The organism is Anaerosolibacter carboniphilus (genome assembly GCF_014205875.1).
GTDB lineage: Bacteria > Bacillota > Clostridia > Peptostreptococcales > Thermotaleaceae > Anaerosolibacter > Anaerosolibacter carboniphilus.
In genome coordinates, this window is sequence record NZ_JACHEN010000012.1 from 41,750 (window position 1) to 66,124 (window position 24,375).

A 24,375-nucleotide genomic window follows, 5' to 3' on the forward strand; every position below is an offset into this window, starting at 1 on the left:
TGATGAATCAGGACTGGAGAGTTTTTTTACGAGACTTCGAAGAACAGTTTCCCAGAGAGGTACTGCGCATTCAAGAAGAATTGAACAGAGAATATGAACCGACAGGAATTATTATGGAGCTAGAGAGGCAAAAGCGTTACCCCCTTGTGCACTTTGAAAAAATTGCTGGTTCAGACTTTCGTGTGGTAGCCAACACCATCGCTACACGGCAGCGGATGGCCATGGCCATAGGGGTTGATGAGAGAGCGTTGTCCACGGCTTATGCAGAGCGGATCAAGATAGCAATTGAGCCTGAACGAATAAAAACACCCCCTTTTAAAGAAAATTGCCTAACAGGTCCTGACTTGGATCTGACCAAGCTTCCGATTTTCACTCATTTTCCAATCGATGCTGGACCATATATTACAGCTGGATTGGTAACAGCGAAGGACCCGATTTCTGGCGCTGACACCTGTGGTTATCATAGGATGCAGCTCAAAGGGCCGGGTAAGCTGAGTGTCAGCCTTCACTCAAGGCAGCGACTGTGGGAATACCATCGCAGGGCTGAAAGTATGGGGAAAAATTTAGAGGCAGCTGTGGTGTTGGGCGTTCATCCCGCAATATCTCTAGGGTCAATGGCACTGGTTCCCTATGATCAGGGCAAGTTTGCTCGAATGGGTGGTTTACTAGGGGAACCTTTACAAATTGCTTCTTGCAGTACCATCGATGTAGAAGTACCAGCCTGGGCAGAAATCGTAATTGAAGGTGAGATTTTAACAGGGGAGCGAGAACCTGAAGGACCTTTCGCTGAATTTACCAACTATGCGTGCTATAGAAGTACAGAGAATATTTTTATTCCCAAGGCTATCTATCATCGAACCAATGCTTTGTATCAATGTATTACACCAGGCATGTGCGCTGAGCACAATACGATTGTAGCTGTCCAGCGTGAAGGAGATGTGCTGAAGGCATTAAAGGATAATCTGCCGAACATCGTGGCAGTTCATGCACCTTTATCTGCTTGCGGACTTTTTCACTGTTATATCTCCATGAAGAAAATAGCAGAGGGACAGCCAATGCAAGCGATGATGACTGCCCTTTCCGTAGATCATAATCTAAAGCATGTGGTTGTGGTGGATGAGGATGTGGATGTCTTTGACGAAAGCCAAGTATTATGGGCGATTGCTACTAGAGTCCAGGCAGATCGTGATGTTCATATCATTCCCCAGCATATGGGAATGGGTTGTACCTTGGATCCATCTACCGATGAATTGAGCAGAAGTGCCAAAATGGGAATTGATGCAACAAAACCCCTTGGAAATTTTGCAAGTAGTATCGCATTTCATCCAGAGGCCAAGAAAAAGGCCCAAGAAATTTTAAGAAACATGGGGCTATAAGCAATACCTTTGATGACCATAAAAAGTAAGGAGGAACTGTCATGGAACAGTATTTTACTGCAAAAATTGAGAGTCTTTATTATCCGGAGCAGATGAACCCCACACTCAAGGATATTTCCATTGATTTTAGGCCGGGTGAGTTTGTCTTCTTAGTAGGTTCTCCGCATTCTGGCAAATCCTCCTTATGCCAGGCCCTAGCTGGTGTGATACCCTCCTTTAAAGAGGGCACTTTGATTGGTGAAATTAACTTTGAGGGAGAAAACATCATAAATAAACGTCTGCCAGAAATGGCAGGAAAAATTGGCCTGGTTAGAGATGAATCACAAAACCAGTTATTTTGCACAACAGTCGAAGAAGACCTAGCCTTTGGTCCCTGCAATCTTCTGCTAGAGCCGGAAGAAATAAGGGCTAGAATTGAAAAAGCCCTTCGATTTGTAGGATTACAAGGATATGAAAAGCGAAAGCCAGAAACCCTCTCGGGAGGTGAAGGACAACGGGTTGCCATTGCTTCCATGATGACCCTGGAACCTAAGGTGATTATTTTAGATGGCGCAGTTTCCCAATTGGACCCCCAGGGGAGAAAGGAAATATATGAAAAGTTACGCATATTAGCCATACAGGAGAAGACGATGGTGATGATTGTAGAAGAGAAAGCCCATCTTTACTTGCACTTGGCCCATCGTTTGATATGCATGGATAATGGACGTATCATCTATGATGGTTCTCCAGAAAAAGAGGCCATTCTTTCCAGAGAAAAGATCTGGGATTTTCCTAAAAAAATTCATCCAAGAAATGGTTCTAACCCAGAGGGCCAAATCGTATCCGTGAATAACCTGACTTTTCAATATCCCAATGGAGAATTTGCATTAAGAGATGTTTCATTAGATATCTATCCGAGGGAGTTTGTAGCCCTCATGGGTAAGAATGGGGCTGGTAAGACTACCCTTGCAAAGCACCTTAATGGCTTACATAAGCCTGTGCAAGGGGATGTCCTCATTCATCATATGAATACAAAAAATTATTCAACAGCCCAATTGGCAAATCAGGTGGGTTATTTGTTTCAGAATCCTCAAGTTCAGATTTGCACCAATACAGTGGAAGCAGAAGTGGCCTTTACATTAAAGGCAAAAAAGCTGCCGAAAAGAGAAATTGGAAAGAGAGTTTTACCACTTTTAGATAAAATGGGGCTGATTGGGTTTGCACAAGATCACCCTTACCGTCTGGGGAAAAGTGATATCCAAAAGCTTGGCCTAGCTTCCAGTCTAGTAAATGAGCCCCATCTATTAGTCATAGATGAGCCGACTTCCCAGATGAGTACTGCCCAGAGCTGGGAGACAATGGAATTGATTGACCAGCATCATCGCAAAGGCGGTACGGTTATCATGATTTCCCACGATTTAAATCTAGCCCTCCATTTTGCAAGTAGAATCGTCGTAATGGATCGAGGAAAGATTGTATTGGATATTCCAACTGACGATTGTTTCCAATATGAAGAAAGACTATGTGAGTTGGGGCTTGATATAAGAGAAGTATATGCTGAAGGAGACATGAGATATGAAGCTATTGCTGGAATATAGTGAAAATAATTCCTTTATTCATAGGTTGGATCCTCGGGTGAAGCTTCTATGGCTCGTAGGCAATCTAATCTTGATTATCTTTTTTCAGTATTTCCCTGTATTGTTCCTTAGTTTAGGAATTGTTTTAATAACTACGATTTTAGCAGGGATATCCCTAATTGTTTTTTTACCTCTAATAAAAGTAATGGCAATCATAGGCATACAATTTATTATATTTCAAGGATTTTTGCGTCCAGCAGGCACAGTTCTATTTCGGTTGGGCAGCCTAAATTTCTACCTTGGCGGTGTTTTTATTGGCATAAAGGGTATGATGCTCTTAATAACTTTAGCCTTTTTGTTTCTTCAATTTGTGATGTGGACCGCTCCTAAAGAGCTAACGTTATTATTCGTAAAACTGGGATTACCCCATAAATATGCTGTTTTGATTGGGCTAGCCCTTCACTTTCTGCCTATTATAGAAAAGGATTTGGGTGCTATTTACGATAGTCAACAAGCTCGAGGCTTAGAACTGACAACGGTCTGGCAAAAGGTCAAAGGCCTGCTGCCAATCATACTTCCTCTGGTCCTGCGGGCATTAAAAAGGTCTCAGGAAGTGGCCCTATCTATGGAACTAAAAGGGTATAACAGATTTCCTACCCGTACCTTTTTAGACAGTATTTCATTCTCATCGATGGATTATATTGCCTCTAGCTGTTTGGTTATTTACTTTAGCGGACTTATATTTTTCTATATGACTTAAATAATATATCCCGAAAGGGATAATTTTTTAAAATCTAGGAAATTACGGTTTTCGATTTCCTAGATATGGGGGATTTTTAAAGGGGTTCACCCCTTTATGTCTAATAATTGGAGGGTTACAGCGAAGCGTCATAGGGAACTATTAGTTCCCTGTGAAGAACAAAAGCATTTCCTTACATCTTAGAGCATGAAATGCTTTTGTTCCTCATTTATGGCCCTTATGATAAGAATAGTAATTTGAGTTCCATACCATTTTAATTGTTCAATATCTTGAGCGGTTGCCTGCCCTATATGTATTCCTGCAGTTACTACTGTGGTCTCGTTAAAATACTTGCATATTTCTTCTGCGATGGGGATGGCAATTTCATCATCTTTGTGCCCTAAAATATTGAATACAGAAGTTGTACAGCTTGTACGTCCATCCCCTTTTAAACTAGGCCGAGGTTGACTGATGACAGTAGTGCCTATGTGGGCTTTTTCGCCCCCGCCAACATAAATATGAATACCATCTTGTGTTTTTACGATAGAGCTTTTTAAACACAGACTCCCTTCACCAAATTGAATATGGAATGTTGAATACATACGATAATCCTCCCATCAAAGTTAACAAATTGAAATCTCTTTCTTTTGTCATGATCTCATTATAACTTAACCTGTTGTGCTAGTAAAACTTACAAATAGAAAATGACTAGGTATTATCTTTCCTGTTTATTCCTATGAGCTACCTATAGCGGCAAAGGAATTTGCTGAAAAATTTGGTTGGGTTAATGAGCATTATGGTGTTTCATGACAACTAGATTTGGAAAAAAACAAATAGAAAAGATAGGCTTAGATATGCTATGATTATATGGAATGAAAGCTTTGAGATAAAAACACGATTCGGTTGGTAGTCCGGATGCAGATGTAAATCTGTCAGTAACCTGCCCTCCTGGGGTTGTCCATTCTCTGTACAAAGCGAATTTGACAGGAGGAAATGAACATGAGTCAGCTAACGGTTTATTTTGATGATCCTTTTTGGGTTGGTGTGTTTGAGCGCGTTGAAGATGGTCATTTGGAAACGTGTAGGGTTGTTTTTGGAGCAGAGCCTAAAGATTATGAAGTGTATGCGTTCATTTTAAAGCATTATGCGCAATTGAAATTTAGTAGACCTCTAATCGTTCAGGAAGAAAGCGCTAAAAGAATTAACCCAAAGAGACTGCAAAGAAAAATTAAAAATGCTCTGCAAAACCAAGGGATATCGACAAAAGCCCAAGAAGCAATTCAACTTGAAAGAGAAGCAAGTAAACTAGAAAGAAAAATTGTGTCTAAAGAGAAAAAAGATACAAAAAAAGAAATGAAGTTTATGATGAAGCAAGAAAAAAAGAAACAAAAGAAAAAAGGACATTAAATTGAAAAACACAAAAGGCGAACAGCTTTTTGTGTTTTTTTAATTCTTGTAACAAAAGATTTTTCAGCGCATAGTATGCATAAGAAAATAAATATAGAAGGGAGAAATTTCTTTTGTTATATGATCTTTATAGGCAGTGTCCTGCAAATCATTATCCATATACGATACAACCAGGTGATACCTTAAATAGTATTGCATATAGGCTTGAAGTTAGTGTCTCAAGAATAATTGCGTCAAATCCTGGTGTAGATCCGTATAATCTTCGGGTGGGTCAAATTTTGTGTATACCAGCTTGCCCGCCCAATCATACTGCTAAAATAATTCAACCAGGAGATACATTATATAAAATTGCACAAGCGTACCGTGTAACTATAACAAGCATCCTAGAAGCAAATCCAGGGATTGATCCAAATTATCTTAGAGTCGGTCAGCGTATATGTATACCGTCGGCTTGCGCTGCAGATCATTCCGACTATCAGGAAATGATAGCAGCCATGCAAAAAGATATTAATATGCTAAAGGCTGAGAGCAACGTTCAGCAAACAGCGGAATCAAATTATGGAAACGCAACGCAAACAACTCGTGTTTTAAAAGTGAGTGACAGAGAGCTGCAATTTGATGCAGCGCCTGTAGTATTTGCAGGGAATTATAGGGGGAACTATACACAAGGAAAAAGCTACCCCTATTATACAGATGCTGCTATGGGAGGTCAGAGAGGCATAACGGTTAAGGATAATTTTGGAGTATGGCATTCTTTCGGATATCGTGTACCTATATCTCAGTAAAATATCGTTTATGAGCTTAAAATTGTATGGATATACACTTTAAAATGAAATTCGTAGATATTGGCTATAAAACAGAACTTCTTTATATGAGGAGTTCTGTTTTTGTTGTAAATAGGAATATAATAGCAAACGCCATTGCTGCATCAGATATTGACATTGTAGGCAAATAGGATTATAATTTATTTAGTAATTTACTAAATTACTAAACTATTATATTGAAAGAGATGGGGTATTGACAATGGGTAAAGCAAAGAAAAAAATCAACATTTCCGCCTTCTTGGATGATACTGGGAAAATAGCTCAAATTCCCGTACCAAACAGGACAAAAATCCCTGTCTTGGCCTATCTAGCCGGAAAATTTGAAGAAGATCGGATTTATTCTGAAAAAGAAGTCAATGAAGTGATCGATGGATGGCATACTTTTAGAGATTATTTCATATTGAGAAGATTGCTGATCGATTATAAGTTCCTTGGGCGTACCCTAGATGGGGCAAAATACTGGGTTATAAAAAAAGAGGAAGAAAAAGAAGGTGCTAGTGAATGAATAGAAAAAAGGAGTTAAAGGAACAGTACAAACAAATGAGGCATGAGATGGGAATATTCATCATTCGTTCGAAAGTAAATAATAAATGCTATATTGAAGCAACGCAAGATCTAAGAGGTACCATGAATGGTACGAGATTTAAACTAGGAGCGGGTGCTCACCCAAATCGCCAGTTGCAAAAAGAATGGAAAGAATTTGGTGAAGGTAACTTCACAATTGAAATCCTTGAAAACCTTGAATATGATAAAGATGAATCGAAAACCGATTATAAGGAAGATTTAGCTTTGCTGCGAATGATCTGGGAAGAAAAATTATTAAAACAAAAACTGGAGTTTTATGAAAGATAAAAGAATGTGTTTATAGATAACTGCTTTATCTAAGCGTGTATATATTCAAATCATTAATTTAATAAGAGAAAGGAAATCCAAAGATGAAAATCGTAGTAATTAATGGAAGCCCTAAAGGAAAGGACAGCAATACAAATATAATGGTTCGTTCTTTTTTAAAGGGGGCTCAGGAAGCTGGCGCAGAAACTATAAATATCTTTTTAGCTGAAAAAGAAATTGAGCATTGCAAAGGATGTCATACCTGTTGGGTCAGGGGACCAGGGCAATGTGTAATTCATGATGATATGCTAGGCATCATCTCCCAAATGGGTGGTGCAAATATTATCTGTTTTGCCTCACCAGTGTATTTTGAGAATATAGCGGGAATGTTAAAGATGTTTATGGATCGAATGACGATGATTGGTGGCCCTGGTTCACAAGCGAGTCCGAGAGAAGATCAACAGCACATGGAACCAGCGAGGGTGGAAGGGCCGAAATTGATGATGATATCAAGTTGTGGACATGCCGATCGATCTGAATTTGATGTAACATCCCTCTGGATTCATCGGGTTGCTGAAAAAATGCACATGGAATTAGCAGGGGAGATTTATGCAACACAGAGCAAAATTCTAACAAATCCACCTGATCAGCTGCGTTCTGCTGTATCCAGCTATTTACAACTGCTAGAAACGGCGGGGAAAGAGATTGCCACCAGTATGAAATTGTCAGCCATAACAGAAAAAAAATTAGAGCAAGGCCTTATCTCCATATAAGAACCATGTCTGTGTAGAAAAAATATGAGTTCTCTATTGACATGTGGAGGCTACAAGTGTAAACTGATTGCAAGGTTACACTTGTAACTCGAATGGAGGGATTCATATGAGTAAAATAGTTTCAAAGATAACGGATTCAGAAGTTGAAGTCATGCGTGTATTGTGGGAGGCAGGTTGTGAGCTGCCCCTGGCAGATATTAGAAGAACCCTTGAAGAAAAGAGTAAATGGGAAACTTCCACAATAAAAACATTGTTACGTAGACTCTGTGAAAAGGGGGTTGTTCTGGCAACCAAGAGAGACGTGTTCTACTATAAGCCTTTGGTGAGTGAGTCAGAGTATAATGAATATACTACACAAAACTTAATTGATCGGTTGTACGCCGGCAGCGCAAAAAACCTTATTGCATCTCTTTTGGGAAGCAAAAAGCTCGATAATACTGATATCGAAGAGTTGCGTGCGCTATTTAAGGTTGGTGAGCGCGATGAGTGAAACCATTAAACTTGTACTGTCTCTTTCTCTATCAGGCAGCATTCTTGCAATCTTACTGTTTGCTATAAAGCCATTGATAAAGCACAGGCTTTCAAAGTCTATACAATACTACATTTGGATCGTAATACTCCTAAGACTTATACTTCCACTTTCCTTTGAAGACAGTATCATGAACGATGTGTTTTATAGCAACAGTCCTTTTATGGATATAAGTGCTCAAAGCGAAAGTCCTAGAAGTACATCCATAATGCCCAATGTAAAGACAAACGTAAAAAGTGGGCTCTATAATGGTGATACAGACCACAATAGATATTTTAGGGATCTATTGTATCAGTATGTTTTATATATATGGTTATTTGGAACGATTACAGCCGTTACTGTGAATATAGCTGGCTATATTCGGTTTTTGAAAAATTTAAGACAAGGGAATAAACCAGCAACGGATGAGGAAAACAGAATATTGACCGCCTTATTGAATGGGCGAAAAAATGTGAGTCTTGTACGCAACCGTTTTGTGACTACCCCCATGTTGATTGGAATCTTAAGACCGTATATAATCATTCCAGACATTGACTTTTGTGAAAATCAACTGAAGCATGTTCTACGCCATGAAATTATACATCTTAAACGTTTTGACATTGTAGTAAAATGGCTGATGATGATCGCTACATCCATTCATTGGTTTAATCCACTGGTGTACTTTATTAAAAAGGAAATCAATTATGCTTGTGAATTAGCCTGTGATGAAGCGGTTATCAGAAGCCTGAATGCGTCAGAAAAACAAGCCTATGGGGATACTTTAATATCTATCGTGGCAGAGCATAAATATCCTGCTGGGGTTTTACAGGCAACGATGTGTGAGGAGAAGAAGAGTTTAAAGGAAAGATTGATCGCAATTATGAATTATAGAGAAACATCAAAATATAGAGTGATTTTCTCAGCAATTTTGCTAGGATGTGTTGTTTTTGGCGCATTATATGTAGGAGCAGGCGTTGGGATTGGCAAGGATGTACCAGAAAAAAACAAAACTGTAGTGGAGAGTATAGAAACCGATAGCTGGTTAACGGACATATCAAAATATAAAACACCCTATGTGGGGAACTACATTAAGGTTTCTGGAGTTGCTGGCCGTCTGCCTGCCCCAGATAAATATTTCAGACATCAGTATATTTCCTTGAAAACGCAAGAACGACCTTATGGCCTTACTATATACTATGAACCAGCATCGGATGAAAAGTATGAAGGTGTATGGCCTATTGTTACACCAGATTCTGCTATTGAAGCAAATTTCAGGACAAATGCACTTATTGCATTTTGCATGATTGATAATCTTGATGAAATAACCTTTGCATTTCGAATTTCACAATCTGAAGGAAAACTTGATGTCTCAAAATATGATACTGCTTTCACATTCCAAAGACGTTCGTTCGAAGAAAAATATGGAGATCTTTCTGTGTTAGCAGAGAATATAGACTTGCTTCAAGATATTATTGATAGGGAAAGTAAATACTAAGAAAAGAATTCAACCCCCACTTTACAATCTCTCTGTGCATACAAGGTCATAGAAGATGGGGGTTGACTCTATATGTTTTAATAAATTTTAAGAGCCGTATTACATAGATTATTTAACTGGAATTACTACTTCAACACGATTTTCATAAGCATTGGCTACAGCACCTAAGAAATCGCCATGGGCATCTCTAATGGACATTGTAGCACCAGAAACAACATCAGCAAGGGCAGCCTTTTCTGCATCTGTAAGTTTCGCTAACTTAGCAAGTTCCGCTTCATTCGTTGTAGATGCTTTTATTGGACGACCAGCTGCAGTTGTATTCTTTTCGAACCAAGCTTCTAATTCAGCTACAGTTTTACCAACAAAGAATTTTTGGAAGAAATCCATTTGCTTATACCATTCATTGGCTGGATTCATATGGTAGCTATCTCCACGTTGACGTTTGGTCTGCCATCCATTAACTTCAGCAGCAGCTGATTCTTTTGTGTTTACAGATACTCCAGTTACTTTTTCAGCGTCATGGTCTGTTACATTGTATCCTTCTTTGTCAGGCCATCCTGAAAAATGCGGCATGGATGCTCCGTCATAGTTTGGTGTAGAAACTTCATAACCATCTATGTACACGCTTAGGATTCTTCCTTCAGCATCGAAGGTAGCTTGAGCCATAGCAACGTTGAAACTATAAACAGGTACCCCTTCACTGTCTGTGCCAGGACCATTACGGAAAGTTGTAGTATGTCCTAATCCTTGATAAACTTTTACACTGCTTGGTACAGCAGCAGATGTAGTGGCAGATGCAGTAGCAGATGGAGCTGCAGCTGCAACGATAATTTTTTGACCTACAGCTATCTTGTTTGGATTCTTTAATTGTGGATTCAATGCTAAAAGTTGCTCTAAAGTAAGATTATGCTTTTGAGCAATCTTCCACAACATGTCACCACTAACGACAACATATACCTGACCTTCACCTACCGCAGCGCTGGTTGTTTTTGTCTCTGTTGCGGCTGGAGTTGCTTTTGGTGCTGCTTTAGTCGTTGTTGCAGGTGCTGCTGGTTTGACTGGAGTTTCTTCTACCCAGGTAGAAGCTGCAGCAATCGTATCAACTGCTGATGGTTGCTGTGAATAAACTGCGGACGATGATAGCAAAACCAATAAAGCTAAGATTGTTGCAAGTTTCTTTTTCACATGAACTACCCCCTTAATGACTTATTAATCAATTCTTTGCAATATTTGTAAATGAAACTCTGCAAAGAAGTTGATTTATGATAAAATGTTAACACAAAATTAAAAATAATTCAACAATTTTCCTCGGATACCATTTAATTGCATATTGGATGAAAGTTAGAAGATACAAAGCCTGCAGCTATACAGTTAAAATGTAATTATAAAGTTGATGACTAAAGATGGATGTAAATATAATAAGAGAATGCGTCAAGGGAAGTATGCCATTTTATTTTTATAAGGTTATGTCAGGGTATTCAAGGACATATCTATTTGTTCATGTCAGATTTATAGCAAACGTAAAATCTAGAGAAAATGGAGGTGCGTAACTGTGTCACTGACAACAAAAAAGGCGCTTGCAGCATCACTTAAAAAGCTTTTAGAGAAAACGACCCTCGATAAAATTACAGTGAAGGATATTGTGCAGGACTGTGAGGTGAATCGTCAAACCTTTTATTATCATTTTCAAGATGTCTATGCGCTGTTGGAATGGATATTTGTAAACGAAGCTACAAAGGTTATTTCAAACAATAAAACTTATGATACCTGGCAACAGGGGTTTTTACAAGCTTTTCAATATGTAGAACAAAATAAAACATTGGTGGTCAATGCATATCATTCCATAGGGCGTGAGCACCTGGAGCGATATTTATATGATGTAGTTTACAAGCTGCTGATAGATGTAGTAAATGAAAAAGCCGAGGGAATGCGTGTATCTGAAGTGGATAAACAGTTCATTGCGGACTTTTATAAGTATGCCTTTGTAGGATTAATGCTGGAGTGGATTCGGACTGGGATGAAGGAGCGACCTGAGGATACTATCGATAAGTTAAGCAAGCTGATTACAGGTGATATCCATAGAGCGCTGCTTAAATATGAGCAATAGAGAGAATTTTATAGAGTAATTTTAAACAAATAAGTTTATTTGTCTAAAATCTTTACAATGAAGGTACAGTGTCGAAACTTTTGACACTGTGCCTTCATTGTCTATAGTGTTGTTCGCTAACATTGATTACAATAGGGTCACAAGGAAAAAATCCTGCAAATAAAACTTTATGGGAGGGAACAACTATGGAAAAAGATTATAGCAATAAACAGGCTTACTTCGTAGGTGGAGGGCTTGCCTCACTGGCAGGCGCCGCATATCTTATTCGTGATTGTGACTTCAAGGGCGAAAATATCCACGTTTTGGAAAGTATGCATATTTTGGGTGGCTCCAATGACGGGATTGGTACATCGAAAGGAGGTTTTATATGCCGTGGCGGTCGGATGCTCAATGAGGAAACCTACGAAAACTTCTGGGAACTTTTTTCATCAATACCTTCCATTGAGCAGGAAGGTATAAGTGTAACCGATGAAATCATTGCTTTTGACCATGCTCATCCAACCCATGCCAACGCTCGTCTAATCAACAAAGCGGGTGAGGTGCTGGACGTTATGAGCATGGGTTTTGATAACAATGATCGTATAGCAATGGGAAAGCTCCTGTTGACACCAGAAGAAAAATTAGATTACTTGAAAATATCCGATTGGTTTGGCCCTCATTTCTTTGAAACAAACTTCTGGTATATGTGGCAAACCACCTTTGCTTTTCAGAAATGGTCCAGCCTGTTTGAATTTCGACGCTATATGTTCCGCATGATGTTCGAATTTTCTAGAATTCAAACGTTAGAAGGGGTTACCAGAACACCTTACAACCAATATGACTCAGTAATTCTGCCACTGAAAGCCTACTTGGATGACCATGGTGTTGACTTTACTATCAAATGTACAGTGACTGATCTTGATTTTGAAGAATGTGATGATATTACTGTTACTGCCATCCACTATAGAGATGAAAATGGTGATGGCATGATCCAGCTCCGTGAGGGTGATCTTTGTATTATTACCAACGGCTGCATGACGGATTGCGCAACCTTAGGAGATTTTCATACCCCTGCGCCTTTTAAAGTAAAAGACCCAGTTTCCGGAAATTTATGGGCGAATATTGCCATGAAAAAAAGTGGTCTTGGCAATCCGAAACCTTTCTTTGGCAATCCAGAAGAAACCAATTGGGAATCCTTTACTGTAACGATGAGAGGCAACAAACTGTTGAAAATGATTGAGAAATATTCCCGTAATGTCCCAGGAAGCGGAGCATTGATGACTTTTAAAGAATCCAACTGGCTCATGTCTATCGTTATAGCAGCACAGCCCCATTTTAAAGCCCAAGGGGCCGATGAAACTATATTCTGGGGTTACGGCTTATACACGGATAAGGTTGGCGACTATGTAAAGAAACCTATGCGAGATTGTACTGGCGAAGAAATCCTCATTGAACTGCTCCATCATCTCCATTTTGAAGAAGACTTGGATGAAATCATGAGAGATGTTGTGAATGTAATCCCTTGCATGATGCCATATATTGATGCCCAGTTCCAGCCGAGAGCTATGACGGATAGACCGAAGGTGGTGCCAGAAGGCTCAACCAATTTTGCCATGATCAGCCAATTTGTTGAAATCCCTGAAGATATGGTATTTACTGAAGAATTCTCAGTTCGTGCGGCACGTATTGCCGTGTATACACTGATGGGCTTGGATAAGAAGATTTGTCCTGTTACGCCCTATCATTATGATATCCGTACGCTGCTGAAAGCTTTGAACACTAGTTTTAGATAAAAGAGAGAAATTATATTGAAAAGCGCCTGTCAGAACGATGGGTGCTTTTGTCATCTTCATTTCCTTGACAAAGTAAAGGTTAAAGGATGTATTTTATGATGGATGTATAAAAATCTTTAAAAATCTGATGGAGTATATCCCTTTGGTATGATTAGCATACTACTAAGGAAAGCGAAAAAAGGATAAGGAGGTGAAAGCAGATGATCAACGCAGAAGTTGCTATATATCCATTAAAGACTACCCATGCTACAAATGTAATAGATAGTTCTATTAATGTGTTAAGGAATAGTAATATCAGCTATAATGTGAATTCAATGAATACAAGATTGACAGGAACGAAAGATCAAATCTTTAGAAGTTTAGAATCAATGTTTACAGAAGCTGAAAATAGCGGTGGAGAAATAAGTATGGTGGTTACAATAACGAATGCAGGTAAATAGGTAAAACGAAAGGCATCCAGAGGGATGCCTTTATGGTTTTCGATAGAGGTTAATCTATTTATGAATCAGGTGTTCATCAAAAGAGGAATAGGTAGAGGAGCATCAAGCTGTTATTGCTGAGGCTGGCAGCTAGAGCTACGAATAACAGCTTCTAGGATAATGGGGCCAGATATTCCAGTGAATGAATTAGATGGGCGAATTACTGCTCTAGAGTTTGGAGTAATCGTTACAACGGTAGGAAGCTCAACCCTAGATGACCAAGTAGGTGGATCCTCTGGTGTTGGAAACAATTGATTACCATAGCCGCCAATAGCGGGGATCAATATTTCACCTGTGTACATGTCGAAGTTGCCGAACGTTGCAGGTGATGGCAGTGTTGCCATAAAGCTTATGGCCTGCCCTCCCCTAGGAGCAAAATTCACATAAGCTACGCCGCTTGTTCCAAAAGGTACACGTACTTGAGGTTTTAAAATAATAGAACAGGGATAGGGAATGAGCCCGGGCACGCAAAGGACATCTCCAGGGAATAAGAGGTTAGGATCTTGGATGTGTGGGTTATTTACCGAAAGTCCTTCTATTCTTACTCTGAACATTTGTGCGATGGTAAAAAACGTATCCCCTGATTGAACTGTATACCTGCCTAGAAACGCAGGAGGACAGTTCCGTGGAATCCGTGGAAGCTGTCTAAACATAGATATTACCTCCATATTAATTATTTCGTTGTTCTTTTTTAAAACTAAGAAGTGAAATGAGTTATTTAAACTTATAGAAATCGATATAATATCATATGAGACAGCATTATAAATTGCTATTTTTTCATAATTTTTTTGTCATTATCATTAGAATATAACGGAGAAAAAAGGGTAAGGTCAGTATAGACTGACCTTACCCTTTTTTAAGACAGTAAGCTTAATGCTCCATTAATCTTGATATCCAGACAATTGTTGGTATGCAGAGTTAAGTGAATTTATTGCTTGTTGAATTCTATTTTTATTGTCTTGCTTTTCTGCTGAATTAAGAGCTTGCTGTAATGAGCTAACAGCAGTTTGTACAGTTGCCATACTTTGATCAACTTGTTGTTTTGCTTTTCCAGGCAAATGAAACACCTCCTTCATTAAAATGATTCAAGAATAGTATGAACTTAACCTTAAAATCTATGCAATCTTTTTTCGTTGTTAATTATATTTAGAGGAAATTTTGGAAACCTGTAGAAGTAAAGGATGACATATATGAGACTATGGCTGTTTCTTATTTGTGTAAAATTATGTTATTATTCTATAGGAAGGCTTATCCATGAATTTACGAAGATTCAAATTCCAATATATACAACGATTATTAAAAAGATATATGATGAGAGCATATTCAGAACTGGATAAGTTCAGGATAAATGAAAGATAGAGGAGTGAAACGATGGAAAAGATACTGGTTTTAAAAATAAAGTTCGATTTTAACGGTAATGAAAACACAATTTTCCCAGTGATCCTAAGGGATGAAAACGAGATGGTTTTGATTGACTGTGGATATCCACATTTCTTGCATTTAATAAAAAACACTGCTAAATCAAATGGCATTGATATGAATCGGTTGACCAAGATCATCATCACCCATCATGATTTTGACCATATGGGGGCACTGGCTGAATTTAAAAGAGAATACCCCCATATTCAAGTGTTTTCTTCTGCTGAAGAAGCAAAGTATATTAGTGGGAAAGAGAAATCTTTACGACTGCAACAAGCAGAAAGAATATATAATAGTCTTCCAGAAGGAGAAAAAGAGAATGCAAAACGGTTTGAAGCACTGCTTGCATCCATAGAAACGGTAGATGTAGATCACTGCTTGAAAGATAAAGATTTCTTTCCATGGTGTGGAGGCGTTGAAGTAATTGCTACACCAGGTCATATGCCAGGACACATCTGTATCTATGCAAAGGAGAGCAAGACTTTGATTGCAGGTGATGCAATGGTAGTAGAGAATGAGCAGTTATGTATGGCCAATCCACAATATACCCTAGATATGATAGAAGCGAAAGAATCTATAAAAAAGCTGCTAAGCTATGAGATAGATAGGATTGTCTGTTATCATGGTGGCGTATATACGAAAAATGTTAAAGCATCTTTAGAAAAAATTGTTACAAACTAATTGATATTAAATGGGCGGATACATAGCGTCCATGCTAATTCGACAAATATAGAATTAGATGATATAATTCAAATATTACTATGAAATTAGGTGATATAATGGCTAGAGAGTTTGAGTTAAGAATTATAAATAAACCAGCATATTATATAGAAATGGTAGCGCTGCTAAATCGAGTAATAAAAGACAGAACTTATCGGCAAATTCAATTTAATGATAGCCAAGATTCATTCTTAGATTTGTTTAAAGATTTTAGAATCGAAGGATGTGAATTGTTTGAATTATATCTTTATGAGGAGAATATTCATGACATTTATAGGCTTGAGAGCGTATTAAAAAACTATGCGAAGAACGATTTTTTATATTTATTATGTGGAGAAGAATTTTCAAGGTCAGAAATCGAGTTGCTAATAGAGAAATTTGACTCGATCCAAGGAATTATTGCGAATAATAAATATCTAGAGCGATATAATTGCAACAGTATGAGGTTTGTATTTGAAAGAACCGATGAATTTGTTGATAAATTAATTGACGTATTTAAGATCCTAAATAAAGAAGTCGTAGAACTATTGGTTGAGGAAACCATATATGAGGATAGCATATCAAAGGTTAGTCTGGATTTGAAATCCAAGATGCCATTGGATGTGGCTCAAGGCATTATGGGCAAAAAGTTTAAAAGAGTATTTGATTTTAATACGTATTATTTCATTCCATCGTATTTTTATGGGCATCAACCTATGCGCACATTCAATGAAAAAACTCAGGTTGTTATTTACCCCACTCAAGAAGCTGATGGATATAATAAAAATATGCTTGTAAATGCATTGAAAATTATTGGTGACCAGACCCGTCTTGAGATTATTGAAAAGTTATCTGTAAGACCGATGTATGGTAAAGAATTGGCAAATGAACTTGGCATTGTAACTTCTACAGTATCCCATCATTTGGAACAGTTACGATCTATAGGACTCATTCACGAAGAACGTGAAAAAAACACGAAGTATTTTAGTATAAATAGAAAAGAGTATAATCGGTTCTGCGATGGGATGAGACGTTTTATTGAAAAATAAGAAAATTAAAAATCAAGTCATGAATAACTAGATGAGAGATCTAGTTATTTTTTTTGTGAAAAAACAATATTGGATTGATTTAGAAAAATAAATATGATACGATGATAATCGAATTAGATTTATATAGAATTATCTTTGTAAGGGGGATTTTTTATGAGCGTGATTATGGTTAGAAACTTGAAGAGAGATTATGAAACTTCTTTAGGTATCATCAAAAGGGACAAAAAAATAATAAACGCTATAAGGGATATTAGCTTTGAAGTAGAGAGAGGTGAGATTTTTGGTTTGCTGGGGCCGAATGGCGCAGGGAAGACAAGTACAATCAAAATTCTGACAACGCTTTTGGCTCCAACGTCTGGACAGGCGGTAGTCTTGGGTCACAATTGCTTTGGGGAAGAAAAAGAGCTTAGAAGAAAGATAAATTTTATTTTCGGAGGTGAAAGAAGTCTTTATTGGAGGCTTTCAGCATACGATAATCTTTCTTATTTTTGTGATTTATACCATGTTCCTGAGCGTGTCAAAAAAGATAGAATTGAGAAATTGCTAGATATGGTTGGACTTGGCGATAAAGCGCAATATAAGGTTGAAACATTTTCAAAAGGAATGAAACAGAGATTGCAGATTGCGAGGGGGTTGGTAAATGATCCAGAAGTGTTATTTCTTGATGAGCCTACGATTGGGCTAGATCCTGTTGGGGCTAAAACGCTTAGGAAAATAATAAAGCAATTATCTAGCGAGGGAAAAACAATACTACTCACGACCCATTATATGCAGGAGGCGGATGAGCTTTGCGACCGGATTGCGATCATAAATAAAGGAAAGCTTTTCGCACTCAATACCAGTGAAAAGCTAAAAGAAAATATAGATTCATCCGTCATAGAAGTAGAAATACATACATTGAAAGAGGATACACTATTGAGGTTAAATAATATCGAGCACGTTACAGGTGTGGATGTCATTCCAAACGATGTGGGGTATAAATTGAAAATCGATTGTAGAAATCCAAGAAAGATCATGTCTCTGATAAATGATCAGCTGAGTGAGAACAATGTCAAGTCTATTTTAATGAGAGAAGCAACGCTGGAAGATGTGTACTTGAAAATCATTGGAGGGGATTATAGTGCGTGATAATATTAGGGTTATTATGGCAAGCTGTAAGCTGCAAATGAAACAATCCTTTTCCAGATCCATGTTTAAGTTTTGTATTATTGCCTATCCAATTCTTTCAGCAATTACTTTCTATTTTATTTATGCAGGCAAAAATGACGTGACCCTTATTTCATATGTTTTTTTAGGAACCGCAGTCACAAGCATGTGGACATCTATAAGCTTTTCATCAGCCGGAGATATTGATAGAGAACGGTTTATGGGGGCTTTGGAAGTGATCTTTTCTGCACCAACAAAGTTTCGGATTATTATGCTTGGTAAAGTTATGGGGAATACGATACTAGGTATTTTCTCCATGGTGATCAGCTTCCTGGTTGTGAATTTACTTTTCAATGTAAAATTTACTATGGTTCATCCGGTATTATTTACGATCAGTCTCCTTGTCGGTGTGGTTTCTTTTGCTGCCATTGCCATGTTACTTTCTGGATTATTGGCGATTTCTAGAAATACTAGGGTTTTGATGAACTGCATCGATTACCCAATATTCATTCTATGCGGAACACTCTTTCCAGTCGAATTATTACCTTCATGGGTTAAGCCTATATCCTATATTCTCAGTCCTACTTATGTACTAAAATTAGCTAGAATGAGTATTAACGGAATCAACGACTATAACGTGTTTATAAATTATATGTTTGGATTGATTTTTGTAACAATACTTTATACGATTGGCTATTTTACGTTCTATAGAATAATTGATATCAAGGCAAGAAAAGAAGCAACTTTGGAGGTGGTGTAATTGGCAAGATTTTTCAGGATATCTTTCATTTCATTTAAGGCCTTATTGGGCTGGTTAGATCCCAAAATGTATATCATCTATAAGATTATTGATCCAGCACTTCAAATGATTTTTTATACCACTATGGTTCAATTTGTATATAAATCTCAGGATATAACTCCTTGGATTCTAGGGAATGCATTCTTATTATGCACAAAGAATGCGGTATTTGCTGTGGGCGGCATGCTTAGAAGTGATAGAGATCAAGGAACTTTGCAATTAATCATAGCTTCTCCTTCTAATAAACTATATGTTTTCCTTGCCAGAGCTTTTTTCAATGTCTTAGATGCATCTTTTACGGTGATCATTGGATTAATCATTGGTGTAATATTCTTTGGACTGAATTTTACTGGTACCAATATACTTGCTTTTGCCTTATCGATACTTGTTGCAATGATTGGTGGTATGGGTATAGGATTGGTTCTCGGCAGTATTGCATTGGTGATGAGAGAAATTCATCTTTTTCTTAACGTATCGAATATGATACTTTATATACTAACAGGTGCAAGCTTTAGTAGGGAAAGATTACCGGAAGGGATGTATCTCCTATCAAATCTAATACCAATTACTCGCAGTATTGATGCTTCAAGAATTATTATTGCAAAAGGAAATTTGCTTAGTGCACTACAGCTATTGGGAATAGATCTTATGATAGGAAGTGTATATATTTTCATTGGTTTTGTACTTTACGGATACTTTGAATATAAGGCTAGAGTTTCTGCGACATTGGAAGCATATTGATAAATGACAGCACATCATTTAAAGAAGAGAAATACCTAACATTAATCTCATAACTGTTTTCAGGACATTGGTCAGTAGGTGTATCAATCGTTGTTTTGCACAATCCCAATATCAAAGCATATGATAATAATAAATCTGAAATGCTTTTGGAGGAGGATATTGTGTATAATTGGTATCGTGACCTAAATCCAATGAATGCTAAAGTTGTTTATTCAGTATGGGGCGATGTAAATGGTGATGGCGTACCCGATTATGTCTATCTTACAGGTGTAAAGACCCCTGATAGTCCTTTTATTCAAAAAATTACGCTTATGATTCAAGATGGGAGAACGGGGATGACCCATCATGTTCCTCTTAAATCAGATGCAGGATATAATCCTACCCTATTTTTAGGAGATTTCACAGGTGATGGCGTAAAGGATATCATGGTCGGCATTAATTCAGGTGGAAGCGGTGGAATGATGTATTATTACATCTATTCAGACATCAGGAACATGCCCAGATTATTATTTGATTATGAGGTGTTTAATGAAACTTATAAGTATGACGTGACTTACAAGGATAACTATAAGGTGGAGGTAGTGAATACTACAGAGCGTACGCGATACTTGATTGATATATCAGATAGAGAAAAAGACTATTTGAATGAAATATATCAAGCAAATGGTAAGCTGAAGGCTCCGATTCAAGGATTTGTAAATCCTTTAGGCGGTCTTTATCCAATCGATTTTGATTCAGACGGGATATATGATTTGTTTGCTTTTCAAAGGATTGCAGGCAGATACAATGCAGATTCCTTGGGATATGTTCAAACAACATTAAAATGGAATAAAAGACAGTTTAATCTGTCAGATCAATATGTAGCCATTTTTGGAGCAAAGAAATAGAGAAAAATCGTTTAATAGAAATGAGAGCTTTCTAGTGAAAGGAAGTTCTCATTTTCTTTGTTGAAAGCGAGAGTTTGTTACAATTATATTAAGAATACTTGAAGGAGAAGGTCATCTCCATAGATGTGTAGAAATTTTATTGAAAATGATGAATCTACATAATGAATCGAGAGGTGAACCATGAAAAAGACAGTCAAAATCAGCATTTTTCTTATTATTGCCACATTGGTCCTACATGGACTAATACCTGGTGTATCTGTTAGTGCCATGGAAGAGGGAGAGCTCCGCGGTGTATGGGTAGCGACGGTAATAAATATTGACTATCCATCACAGGCAACCATTGAGCCCGAATTATTGAAAGATGAGGCAGTAAAGATACTTGATCATGCAGTGGATACAGGACTAAACGCAGTTTTTTTACAGGTTCGTCCAACATCAGATGCAATCTATAAATCACAGTTGTTTCCTTGGTCAAAGTACTTGACCGGAACCCAAGGGTTAGTGCCTAAAGATGATTTCGATCCTCTAAAATTTTGGATTGAGGAAGCTCATAAACGGGGAATAGAATTGCATGCATGGATCAATCCCTACAGGGTGACGAAAAAAACGGCTGCAGATCCAAAACATGACGTTGCATCACTGGATCCTTCCAATCCAGCGCGATTACATCCTGATTGGATTGTAAAACATACCGATGGAAATCTGTACTATGATCCGGGACTGCCAGAGGTTAGAAAATTAGTTATCGATGGTATCTTGGAAATCATTAATAATTATGAGGTGGATGGCATCCATTTTGATGACTATTTCTATCCGGGCAAGGACTTCAATGACAAGGCAAGCTATGAAAAGTATGGAACTGCCTATGGAAATATCAGTGATTGGCGTAGAGAGAATGTGAACATCCTTATCCGTGATTTATCAAAAGCCATCCTGGAGACTTCAAAGAACATACGCTTTGGGATTAGCCCTGTAGGTATATGGGCAAACAAGAAAACAAATCCTCTTGGTAGTGATACGCAAGGTATGCAGGCATATTATGATCAGTTTGCCGATTCAAGAAAATGGGTAAAAGAGGGTTTGATAGATTATATCGCTCCTCAGATATACTGGAATATTGGATTCACAGCGGCAGACTATAGTAAGCTGCTATCCTGGTGGAAGGATACAGTGTACGGTACTGGGGTAGATCTATATATTGGACAGGCAGCTTATCGTGCCGGAAATACCGACCCAGCCAGTCCGTGGTATGGTGTCGCTGAAATTGAAAAGCAGCTTAAACTAAATGCAGATTATCCAGAAGTAAAGGGAAGCATCTTTTTCAGCCAAAAATCTCTGCGGGATAATCTTGCCCTAAGTGCAGTGATCAAGGACACCTATCTACAGCGGGATGGAAGCATTGGGTCGAGGCCTCTTAGTGTTGCAAAGCCATCGGACAATACAAAGACAAATCTAAGTCAGTTTTACCTGTATGGGACTTCTGATCCAAAACAGCCATTATATCTCAATGGACAAGTTGTAGAAAATCGTTCTAAAAATGGTTACTTTGGTGTGTTAGTCTCCCTTGTTGAGGGCGAAAATATATTCACATTTTCCCAAGGAGCTTCTTCTGTTACACGTGTAATTAACAGAGAAATTCCTTCTACAGCACTTAAAGAAATGAATGTAGCAGAAATTCCTGCCGCATCTGTTTCTCCACAAGCCCAGGTATATCGTATGACAGGAGAAAAAATAACCCTTTCCTGCCAAGCACCTATAGGCGCTAAGGTAACGGTGAAAATTGATGGAAAGAACTATGATATGAAATCCTCCAATACGGCATCTATTGGCAATGGAATCTATGCCGATACCTTTACTTATGAATACACCATTCCAGCTTATAAAGGTGAGCCTCGTAATATTGATTTAGGGGCACCTGAATATTCTATGAACTACCAAGGTGTTGCAAAAACGCAAACGGCTCCAGCTAAGATAGGCGTGATTATGGAAAGCTCACCTTTCTATGCAGAAGTGATCAAAGATGTCGTAGATACCTACGCTACGCCTGCTTCATCTAATGGAGCGGACTACGAGCTTTATAAGGGAATGGTAGATTATATAACAGGAATGACAGGTGATTACATTCGTTTATCTGCAGGTCAATGGGTAAAAAAAGAGAATGTAAAAATTTATACAACCCAATCTCAATTACAATCAAAGGTTAAAGCAGCGGAGTATACCGTAGGGGAGGGTTGGGATACATTAAAGCTAGATATGTCTTCCCCTGTAAGCGCATTTCCATCTTTTGACGGGACATCGATAAAGCTTGATATTTCGAACACTTCATCAGCTGTTACACCTGTTTTACCAAAGGAATCACTATTTTCATCCGTTGTTGTTTCCAAAAACGGAAACAAAGTTCAATATATTTTTACCCTAAAAGAAAATCAGCCCATCGAAGGTTATCACGTTGAAAAAACAGATACGGGGTTAATCTTAAATATTAAAAGACCTGTAGTTGCAAAAGAAGGCACTGAGCCCCTTTCAGGAATAATGATCATGGTGGATCCAGGCCATGGTGGAAGTGACTCGGGAGCCCAAGGGCCCCTGGGGTTAGATAGTTCAGAAAAAGTAATAAACCTAAATACTGCTATGAAGCTGCGAGCAGAGCTGGAGAAGCTTGGGGCTACCGTTCTCATGACAAGGACCGAGGACAAAAATGTATCCCTTGAAGAACGCCTAGCTGCTTCTAGAAATGCAAGACCTGATATGTTTATATCTATTCATGCCAATAGTATGGGGGACAATGTGGATATATCAAAAATTGATGGATTCTCGGTGTTTTATCGAGAAGAATTTGCTCAACCCCTTTCAGAGACAGTTTTTAACTATACAATCAATACGTTAAAGCGAAATAATAAGGGAATCCACAATAAAAACTTCTATGTTACCAGAGGGACATGGACACCATCCATACTTATTGAAAGTGGTTTTGTACCTAATCCAAATGAATTTGAGTGGTTGATCGATGAAAATGAACAAGGACTGTTGGCCAAGAGTATGGCGGATGCCATCGTTCAATATTTTAGCCCATCGAAGAGCATTAAATAGGACGGGATGTATGAGGATAGAAATTGAAGATGGGATAATAGAATGTGATATTCAATATGGAAAACGGGAAAAACTATCTATTCACATTGATGCCATAGGCCTCATCACCGTGAAAGCTCCTAAGAATATAAGTGAAGAGACTATCATACATGCTGTAAAGCAGAATGGTAAATGGATAAAAGCAAAATTAGATGAAATCACAAAGATTAAGGAAAGACCTAAGACGAGAGTCTATGATGACCAAGGGAAATTCTTTTATCTTGGAAAAGAATATTTTCTCCATGAATTGATAAAGACTGGGGAGTTAGGGGAAGAAGAATTAAAGAAGAATCTTAAAAAATTCTACATTACAAGTTGTGCAAAGATCATTGAAGAGCGAATAAGGATCTATCAGCAACAGTTAGGTGTAAAGCCAAAAAACATTGCAATCGTTGAGTCTAATAGCCAATGGGGAAGTTGTAGTTCATCTAAGAAACTAACCTTTAATTATCGATTAGCCATGGCGCCTGTGGAAATTATCGATTATGTAATCATCCATGAACTGTGCCACCTGATTCATATGAACCATGATCGGTCTTTTTGGCGCCGTGTCGGGAGTATTGTGCCAGATTATAAAAAAAAGCAAGAATATCTGGCAAGACACGGGCATGATATGACGTTGTAAAACTTGTTGAATAA

The 24,375-nt window shown here is 38.0% G+C and carries 25 protein-coding genes; 21 read left to right on the forward strand and 4 right to left on the reverse strand.

The window, feature by feature from the left end:
• The first annotated feature begins 2 nt into the window (after positions 1–2).
• The 3 genes from HNQ80_RS10650 to HNQ80_RS10660 are packed head-to-tail and all read left to right on the forward strand — an operon-like array spanning position 3 to position 3,692.
• Complete coding sequence (locus HNQ80_RS10650; protein WP_184310632.1) at positions 3–1,376, forward strand: UbiD family decarboxylase; 1,374 nt, start codon at positions 3–5, stop codon at positions 1,374–1,376.
• Between the two features lie 41 nt (positions 1,377–1,417).
• Positions 1,418–2,953, forward strand: a complete 1,536-nt coding sequence (locus HNQ80_RS10655; protein WP_184310633.1) for an ABC transporter ATP-binding protein — start codon at positions 1,418–1,420, stop codon at positions 2,951–2,953.
• Positions 2,931–3,692 (forward strand): energy-coupling factor transporter transmembrane component T family protein, encoded by a 762-nt coding sequence (locus HNQ80_RS10660; protein WP_184310634.1) that lies wholly within the window; start codon positions 2,931–2,933, stop codon positions 3,690–3,692. The genes HNQ80_RS10655 and HNQ80_RS10660 overlap by 23 nt, the downstream gene beginning before the upstream one ends.
• Positions 3,693–3,871: 179 nt before the next feature.
• Here HNQ80_RS10660 and lpdD read toward each other — a convergent pair whose 3' ends face one another.
• A complete protein-coding gene (gene lpdD, locus HNQ80_RS10665) occupies positions 3,872–4,273 on the reverse strand; it encodes a prenylated flavin chaperone LpdD (protein ID WP_184310635.1) in 402 nt (133 codons plus the stop codon).
• Positions 4,274–4,670: 397 nt separating this feature from the next.
• Between lpdD and HNQ80_RS10670 the strand changes: the two genes are divergently transcribed.
• The 7 genes from HNQ80_RS10670 to HNQ80_RS10700 all read left to right on the forward strand — a co-directional run bounded on the left by HNQ80_RS10670 (position 4,671) and on the right by HNQ80_RS10700 (position 9,509).
• Positions 4,671–5,078 (forward strand): YjdF family protein, encoded by a 408-nt coding sequence (locus HNQ80_RS10670; protein WP_184310636.1) that lies wholly within the window; start codon positions 4,671–4,673, stop codon positions 5,076–5,078.
• 113 nt (positions 5,079–5,191) lie between these two features.
• Positions 5,192–5,863, forward strand: a complete 672-nt coding sequence (locus HNQ80_RS10675) for a LysM peptidoglycan-binding domain-containing protein (protein WP_184310637.1) — start codon at positions 5,192–5,194, stop codon at positions 5,861–5,863.
• A 238-nt stretch (positions 5,864–6,101) separates the two neighbouring features.
• Positions 6,102–6,407 (forward strand): DUF2087 domain-containing protein, encoded by a 306-nt coding sequence (locus tag HNQ80_RS10680; RefSeq protein ID WP_184310638.1) that lies wholly within the window; start codon positions 6,102–6,104, stop codon positions 6,405–6,407.
• Positions 6,404–6,754 carry a GIY-YIG nuclease family protein gene (locus HNQ80_RS10685; RefSeq protein WP_184310639.1) on the forward strand — a complete coding sequence of 117 codons (351 nt, stop codon included), beginning with the start codon at positions 6,404–6,406 and terminating at the stop codon, positions 6,752–6,754. Before HNQ80_RS10680 ends, HNQ80_RS10685 begins: the two co-directional genes overlap by 4 nt.
• Positions 6,755–6,837: 83 nt before the next feature.
• Positions 6,838–7,506 (forward strand): flavodoxin family protein, encoded by a 669-nt coding sequence (locus HNQ80_RS10690; RefSeq protein WP_184310640.1) that lies wholly within the window; start codon positions 6,838–6,840, stop codon positions 7,504–7,506.
• A 106-nt stretch (positions 7,507–7,612) separates the two neighbouring features.
• Entirely contained in the window at positions 7,613–7,996 is a 384-nt protein-coding gene (locus tag HNQ80_RS10695; RefSeq protein ID WP_184310641.1) for a BlaI/MecI/CopY family transcriptional regulator, read from the forward strand.
• Positions 7,989–9,509, forward strand: a complete 1,521-nt coding sequence (locus tag HNQ80_RS10700; RefSeq protein ID WP_184310642.1) for a M56 family metallopeptidase — start codon at positions 7,989–7,991, stop codon at positions 9,507–9,509. Before HNQ80_RS10695 ends, HNQ80_RS10700 begins: the two co-directional genes overlap by 8 nt.
• Before the next feature lie 108 nt (positions 9,510–9,617).
• Here the strand turns inward: HNQ80_RS10700 and HNQ80_RS10705 are convergent, their stop codons facing one another.
• Positions 9,618–10,655: a LysM peptidoglycan-binding domain-containing protein gene (locus tag HNQ80_RS10705; RefSeq protein WP_184310643.1), complete on the reverse strand. Its 1,038-nt coding sequence runs from the start codon at positions 10,653–10,655 to the stop codon at positions 9,618–9,620.
• A 406-nt stretch (positions 10,656–11,061) separates the two neighbouring features.
• Here HNQ80_RS10705 and dhaS point away from each other — a divergent pair, with 406 nt between their 5' ends.
• The 3 genes from dhaS to HNQ80_RS10720 all read left to right on the forward strand — a co-directional run bounded on the left by dhaS (position 11,062) and on the right by HNQ80_RS10720 (position 13,828).
• Entirely contained in the window at positions 11,062–11,616 is a 555-nt protein-coding gene (dhaS, locus tag HNQ80_RS10710; RefSeq protein WP_184310644.1) for a dihydroxyacetone kinase transcriptional activator DhaS, read from the forward strand.
• Between the two features lie 185 nt (positions 11,617–11,801).
• Positions 11,802–13,388 carry an oleate hydratase gene (locus HNQ80_RS10715; RefSeq protein ID WP_184310645.1) on the forward strand — a complete coding sequence of 529 codons (1,587 nt, stop codon included), beginning with the start codon at positions 11,802–11,804 and terminating at the stop codon, positions 13,386–13,388.
• 200 nt (positions 13,389–13,588) lie between these two features.
• Positions 13,589–13,828, forward strand: coding sequence for a YkoF family thiamine/hydroxymethylpyrimidine-binding protein (locus HNQ80_RS10720; RefSeq protein WP_184310646.1), 240 nt, complete (start codon positions 13,589–13,591; stop codon positions 13,826–13,828).
• A 110-nt stretch (positions 13,829–13,938) separates the two neighbouring features.
• On the opposite strand, the gene HNQ80_RS10725 is transcribed toward HNQ80_RS10720, so the two are convergent.
• A complete protein-coding gene (locus tag HNQ80_RS10725; RefSeq protein ID WP_243183163.1) occupies positions 13,939–14,520 on the reverse strand; it encodes a LysM peptidoglycan-binding domain-containing protein in 582 nt (193 codons plus the stop codon).
• Positions 14,521–14,748: 228 nt separating this feature from the next.
• Entirely contained in the window at positions 14,749–14,925 is a 177-nt protein-coding gene (locus tag HNQ80_RS10730) for a hypothetical protein (RefSeq protein WP_184310648.1), read from the reverse strand.
• Between the two features lie 313 nt (positions 14,926–15,238).
• On the opposite strand from HNQ80_RS10730, the gene HNQ80_RS10735 reads away from it, so the two are divergent.
• The 8 genes from HNQ80_RS10735 (at position 15,239) to HNQ80_RS10770 (ending at position 24,361) form a co-directional block, all read left to right on the forward strand.
• Complete coding sequence (locus HNQ80_RS10735; RefSeq protein WP_184310649.1) at positions 15,239–15,967, forward strand: MBL fold metallo-hydrolase; 729 nt, start codon at positions 15,239–15,241, stop codon at positions 15,965–15,967.
• 80 nt (positions 15,968–16,047) lie between these two features.
• The gene (locus tag HNQ80_RS10740; protein WP_207726965.1) at positions 16,048–17,034 is read left to right on the forward strand and encodes an ArsR/SmtB family transcription factor; all 987 of its coding nucleotides are present in this window, start codon (positions 16,048–16,050) and stop codon (positions 17,032–17,034) included.
• A 153-nt stretch (positions 17,035–17,187) separates the two neighbouring features.
• The gene (locus HNQ80_RS10745; RefSeq protein WP_184310651.1) at positions 17,188–18,162 is read left to right on the forward strand and encodes an ATP-binding cassette domain-containing protein; all 975 of its coding nucleotides are present in this window, start codon (positions 17,188–17,190) and stop codon (positions 18,160–18,162) included.
• Positions 18,155–18,940 carry an ABC transporter permease gene (locus HNQ80_RS10750; RefSeq protein ID WP_184310652.1) on the forward strand — a complete coding sequence of 262 codons (786 nt, stop codon included), beginning with the start codon at positions 18,155–18,157 and terminating at the stop codon, positions 18,938–18,940. The genes HNQ80_RS10745 and HNQ80_RS10750 overlap by 8 nt, the downstream gene beginning before the upstream one ends.
• Positions 18,941–19,720, forward strand: a complete 780-nt coding sequence (locus tag HNQ80_RS10755; RefSeq protein WP_184310653.1) for an ABC transporter permease — start codon at positions 18,941–18,943, stop codon at positions 19,718–19,720.
• 161 nt (positions 19,721–19,881) lie between these two features.
• Positions 19,882–20,607, forward strand: coding sequence for a VCBS repeat-containing protein (locus HNQ80_RS10760; protein WP_330602828.1), 726 nt, complete (start codon positions 19,882–19,884; stop codon positions 20,605–20,607).
• A 180-nt stretch (positions 20,608–20,787) separates the two neighbouring features.
• Positions 20,788–23,697: an N-acetylmuramoyl-L-alanine amidase gene (locus HNQ80_RS10765; protein WP_184310654.1), complete on the forward strand. Its 2,910-nt coding sequence runs from the start codon at positions 20,788–20,790 to the stop codon at positions 23,695–23,697.
• A gap of 10 nt (positions 23,698–23,707) precedes the next feature.
• On the forward strand, positions 23,708–24,361 hold the full coding sequence (locus HNQ80_RS10770; RefSeq protein ID WP_184310655.1) for a M48 family metallopeptidase: 654 nt from the start codon (positions 23,708–23,710) through the stop codon (positions 24,359–24,361).
• The last annotated feature ends 14 nt before the right edge of the window (positions 24,362–24,375 follow it).

What these genes read in the sequence shown, in the direction of transcription:
- HNQ80_RS10650 (WP_184310632.1), top strand. Translation starts at nt 3, where the DNA reads ATGAATCAGGACTGGAGAGTTTTTTTACGAGACTTCGAAGAACAGTTT.
- HNQ80_RS10655 (WP_184310633.1), top strand. Translation starts at nt 1,418, where the DNA reads ATGGAACAGTATTTTACTGCAAAAATTGAGAGTCTTTATTATCCGGAG.
- HNQ80_RS10660 (WP_184310634.1), top strand. Translation starts at nt 2,931, where the DNA reads ATGAAGCTATTGCTGGAATATAGTGAAAATAATTCCTTTATTCATAGG.
- lpdD (WP_184310635.1), bottom strand. Translation starts at nt 4,273, where the DNA reads ATGTATTCAACATTCCATATTCAATTTGGTGAAGGGAGTCTGTGTTTA.
- HNQ80_RS10670 (WP_184310636.1), top strand. Translation starts at nt 4,671, where the DNA reads ATGAGTCAGCTAACGGTTTATTTTGATGATCCTTTTTGGGTTGGTGTG.
- HNQ80_RS10680 (WP_184310638.1), top strand. Translation starts at nt 6,102, where the DNA reads ATGGGTAAAGCAAAGAAAAAAATCAACATTTCCGCCTTCTTGGATGAT.
- HNQ80_RS10685 (WP_184310639.1), top strand. Translation starts at nt 6,404, where the DNA reads ATGAATAGAAAAAAGGAGTTAAAGGAACAGTACAAACAAATGAGGCAT.
- HNQ80_RS10690 (WP_184310640.1), top strand. Translation starts at nt 6,838, where the DNA reads ATGAAAATCGTAGTAATTAATGGAAGCCCTAAAGGAAAGGACAGCAAT.
- HNQ80_RS10695 (WP_184310641.1), top strand. Translation starts at nt 7,613, where the DNA reads ATGAGTAAAATAGTTTCAAAGATAACGGATTCAGAAGTTGAAGTCATG.
- HNQ80_RS10700 (WP_184310642.1), top strand. Translation starts at nt 7,989, where the DNA reads ATGAGTGAAACCATTAAACTTGTACTGTCTCTTTCTCTATCAGGCAGC.
- HNQ80_RS10715 (WP_184310645.1), top strand. Translation starts at nt 11,802, where the DNA reads ATGGAAAAAGATTATAGCAATAAACAGGCTTACTTCGTAGGTGGAGGG.
- HNQ80_RS10720 (WP_184310646.1), top strand. Translation starts at nt 13,589, where the DNA reads ATGATCAACGCAGAAGTTGCTATATATCCATTAAAGACTACCCATGCT.
- HNQ80_RS10725 (WP_243183163.1), bottom strand. Translation starts at nt 14,520, where the DNA reads ATGTTTAGACAGCTTCCACGGATTCCACGGAACTGTCCTCCTGCGTTT.
- HNQ80_RS10735 (WP_184310649.1), top strand. Translation starts at nt 15,239, where the DNA reads ATGGAAAAGATACTGGTTTTAAAAATAAAGTTCGATTTTAACGGTAAT.
- HNQ80_RS10740 (WP_207726965.1), top strand. Translation starts at nt 16,048, where the DNA reads ATGAAATTAGGTGATATAATGGCTAGAGAGTTTGAGTTAAGAATTATA.
- HNQ80_RS10745 (WP_184310651.1), top strand. Translation starts at nt 17,188, where the DNA reads ATGAGCGTGATTATGGTTAGAAACTTGAAGAGAGATTATGAAACTTCT.
- HNQ80_RS10765 (WP_184310654.1), top strand. Translation starts at nt 20,788, where the DNA reads ATGAAAAAGACAGTCAAAATCAGCATTTTTCTTATTATTGCCACATTG.
- HNQ80_RS10770 (WP_184310655.1), top strand. Translation starts at nt 23,708, where the DNA reads ATGAGGATAGAAATTGAAGATGGGATAATAGAATGTGATATTCAATAT.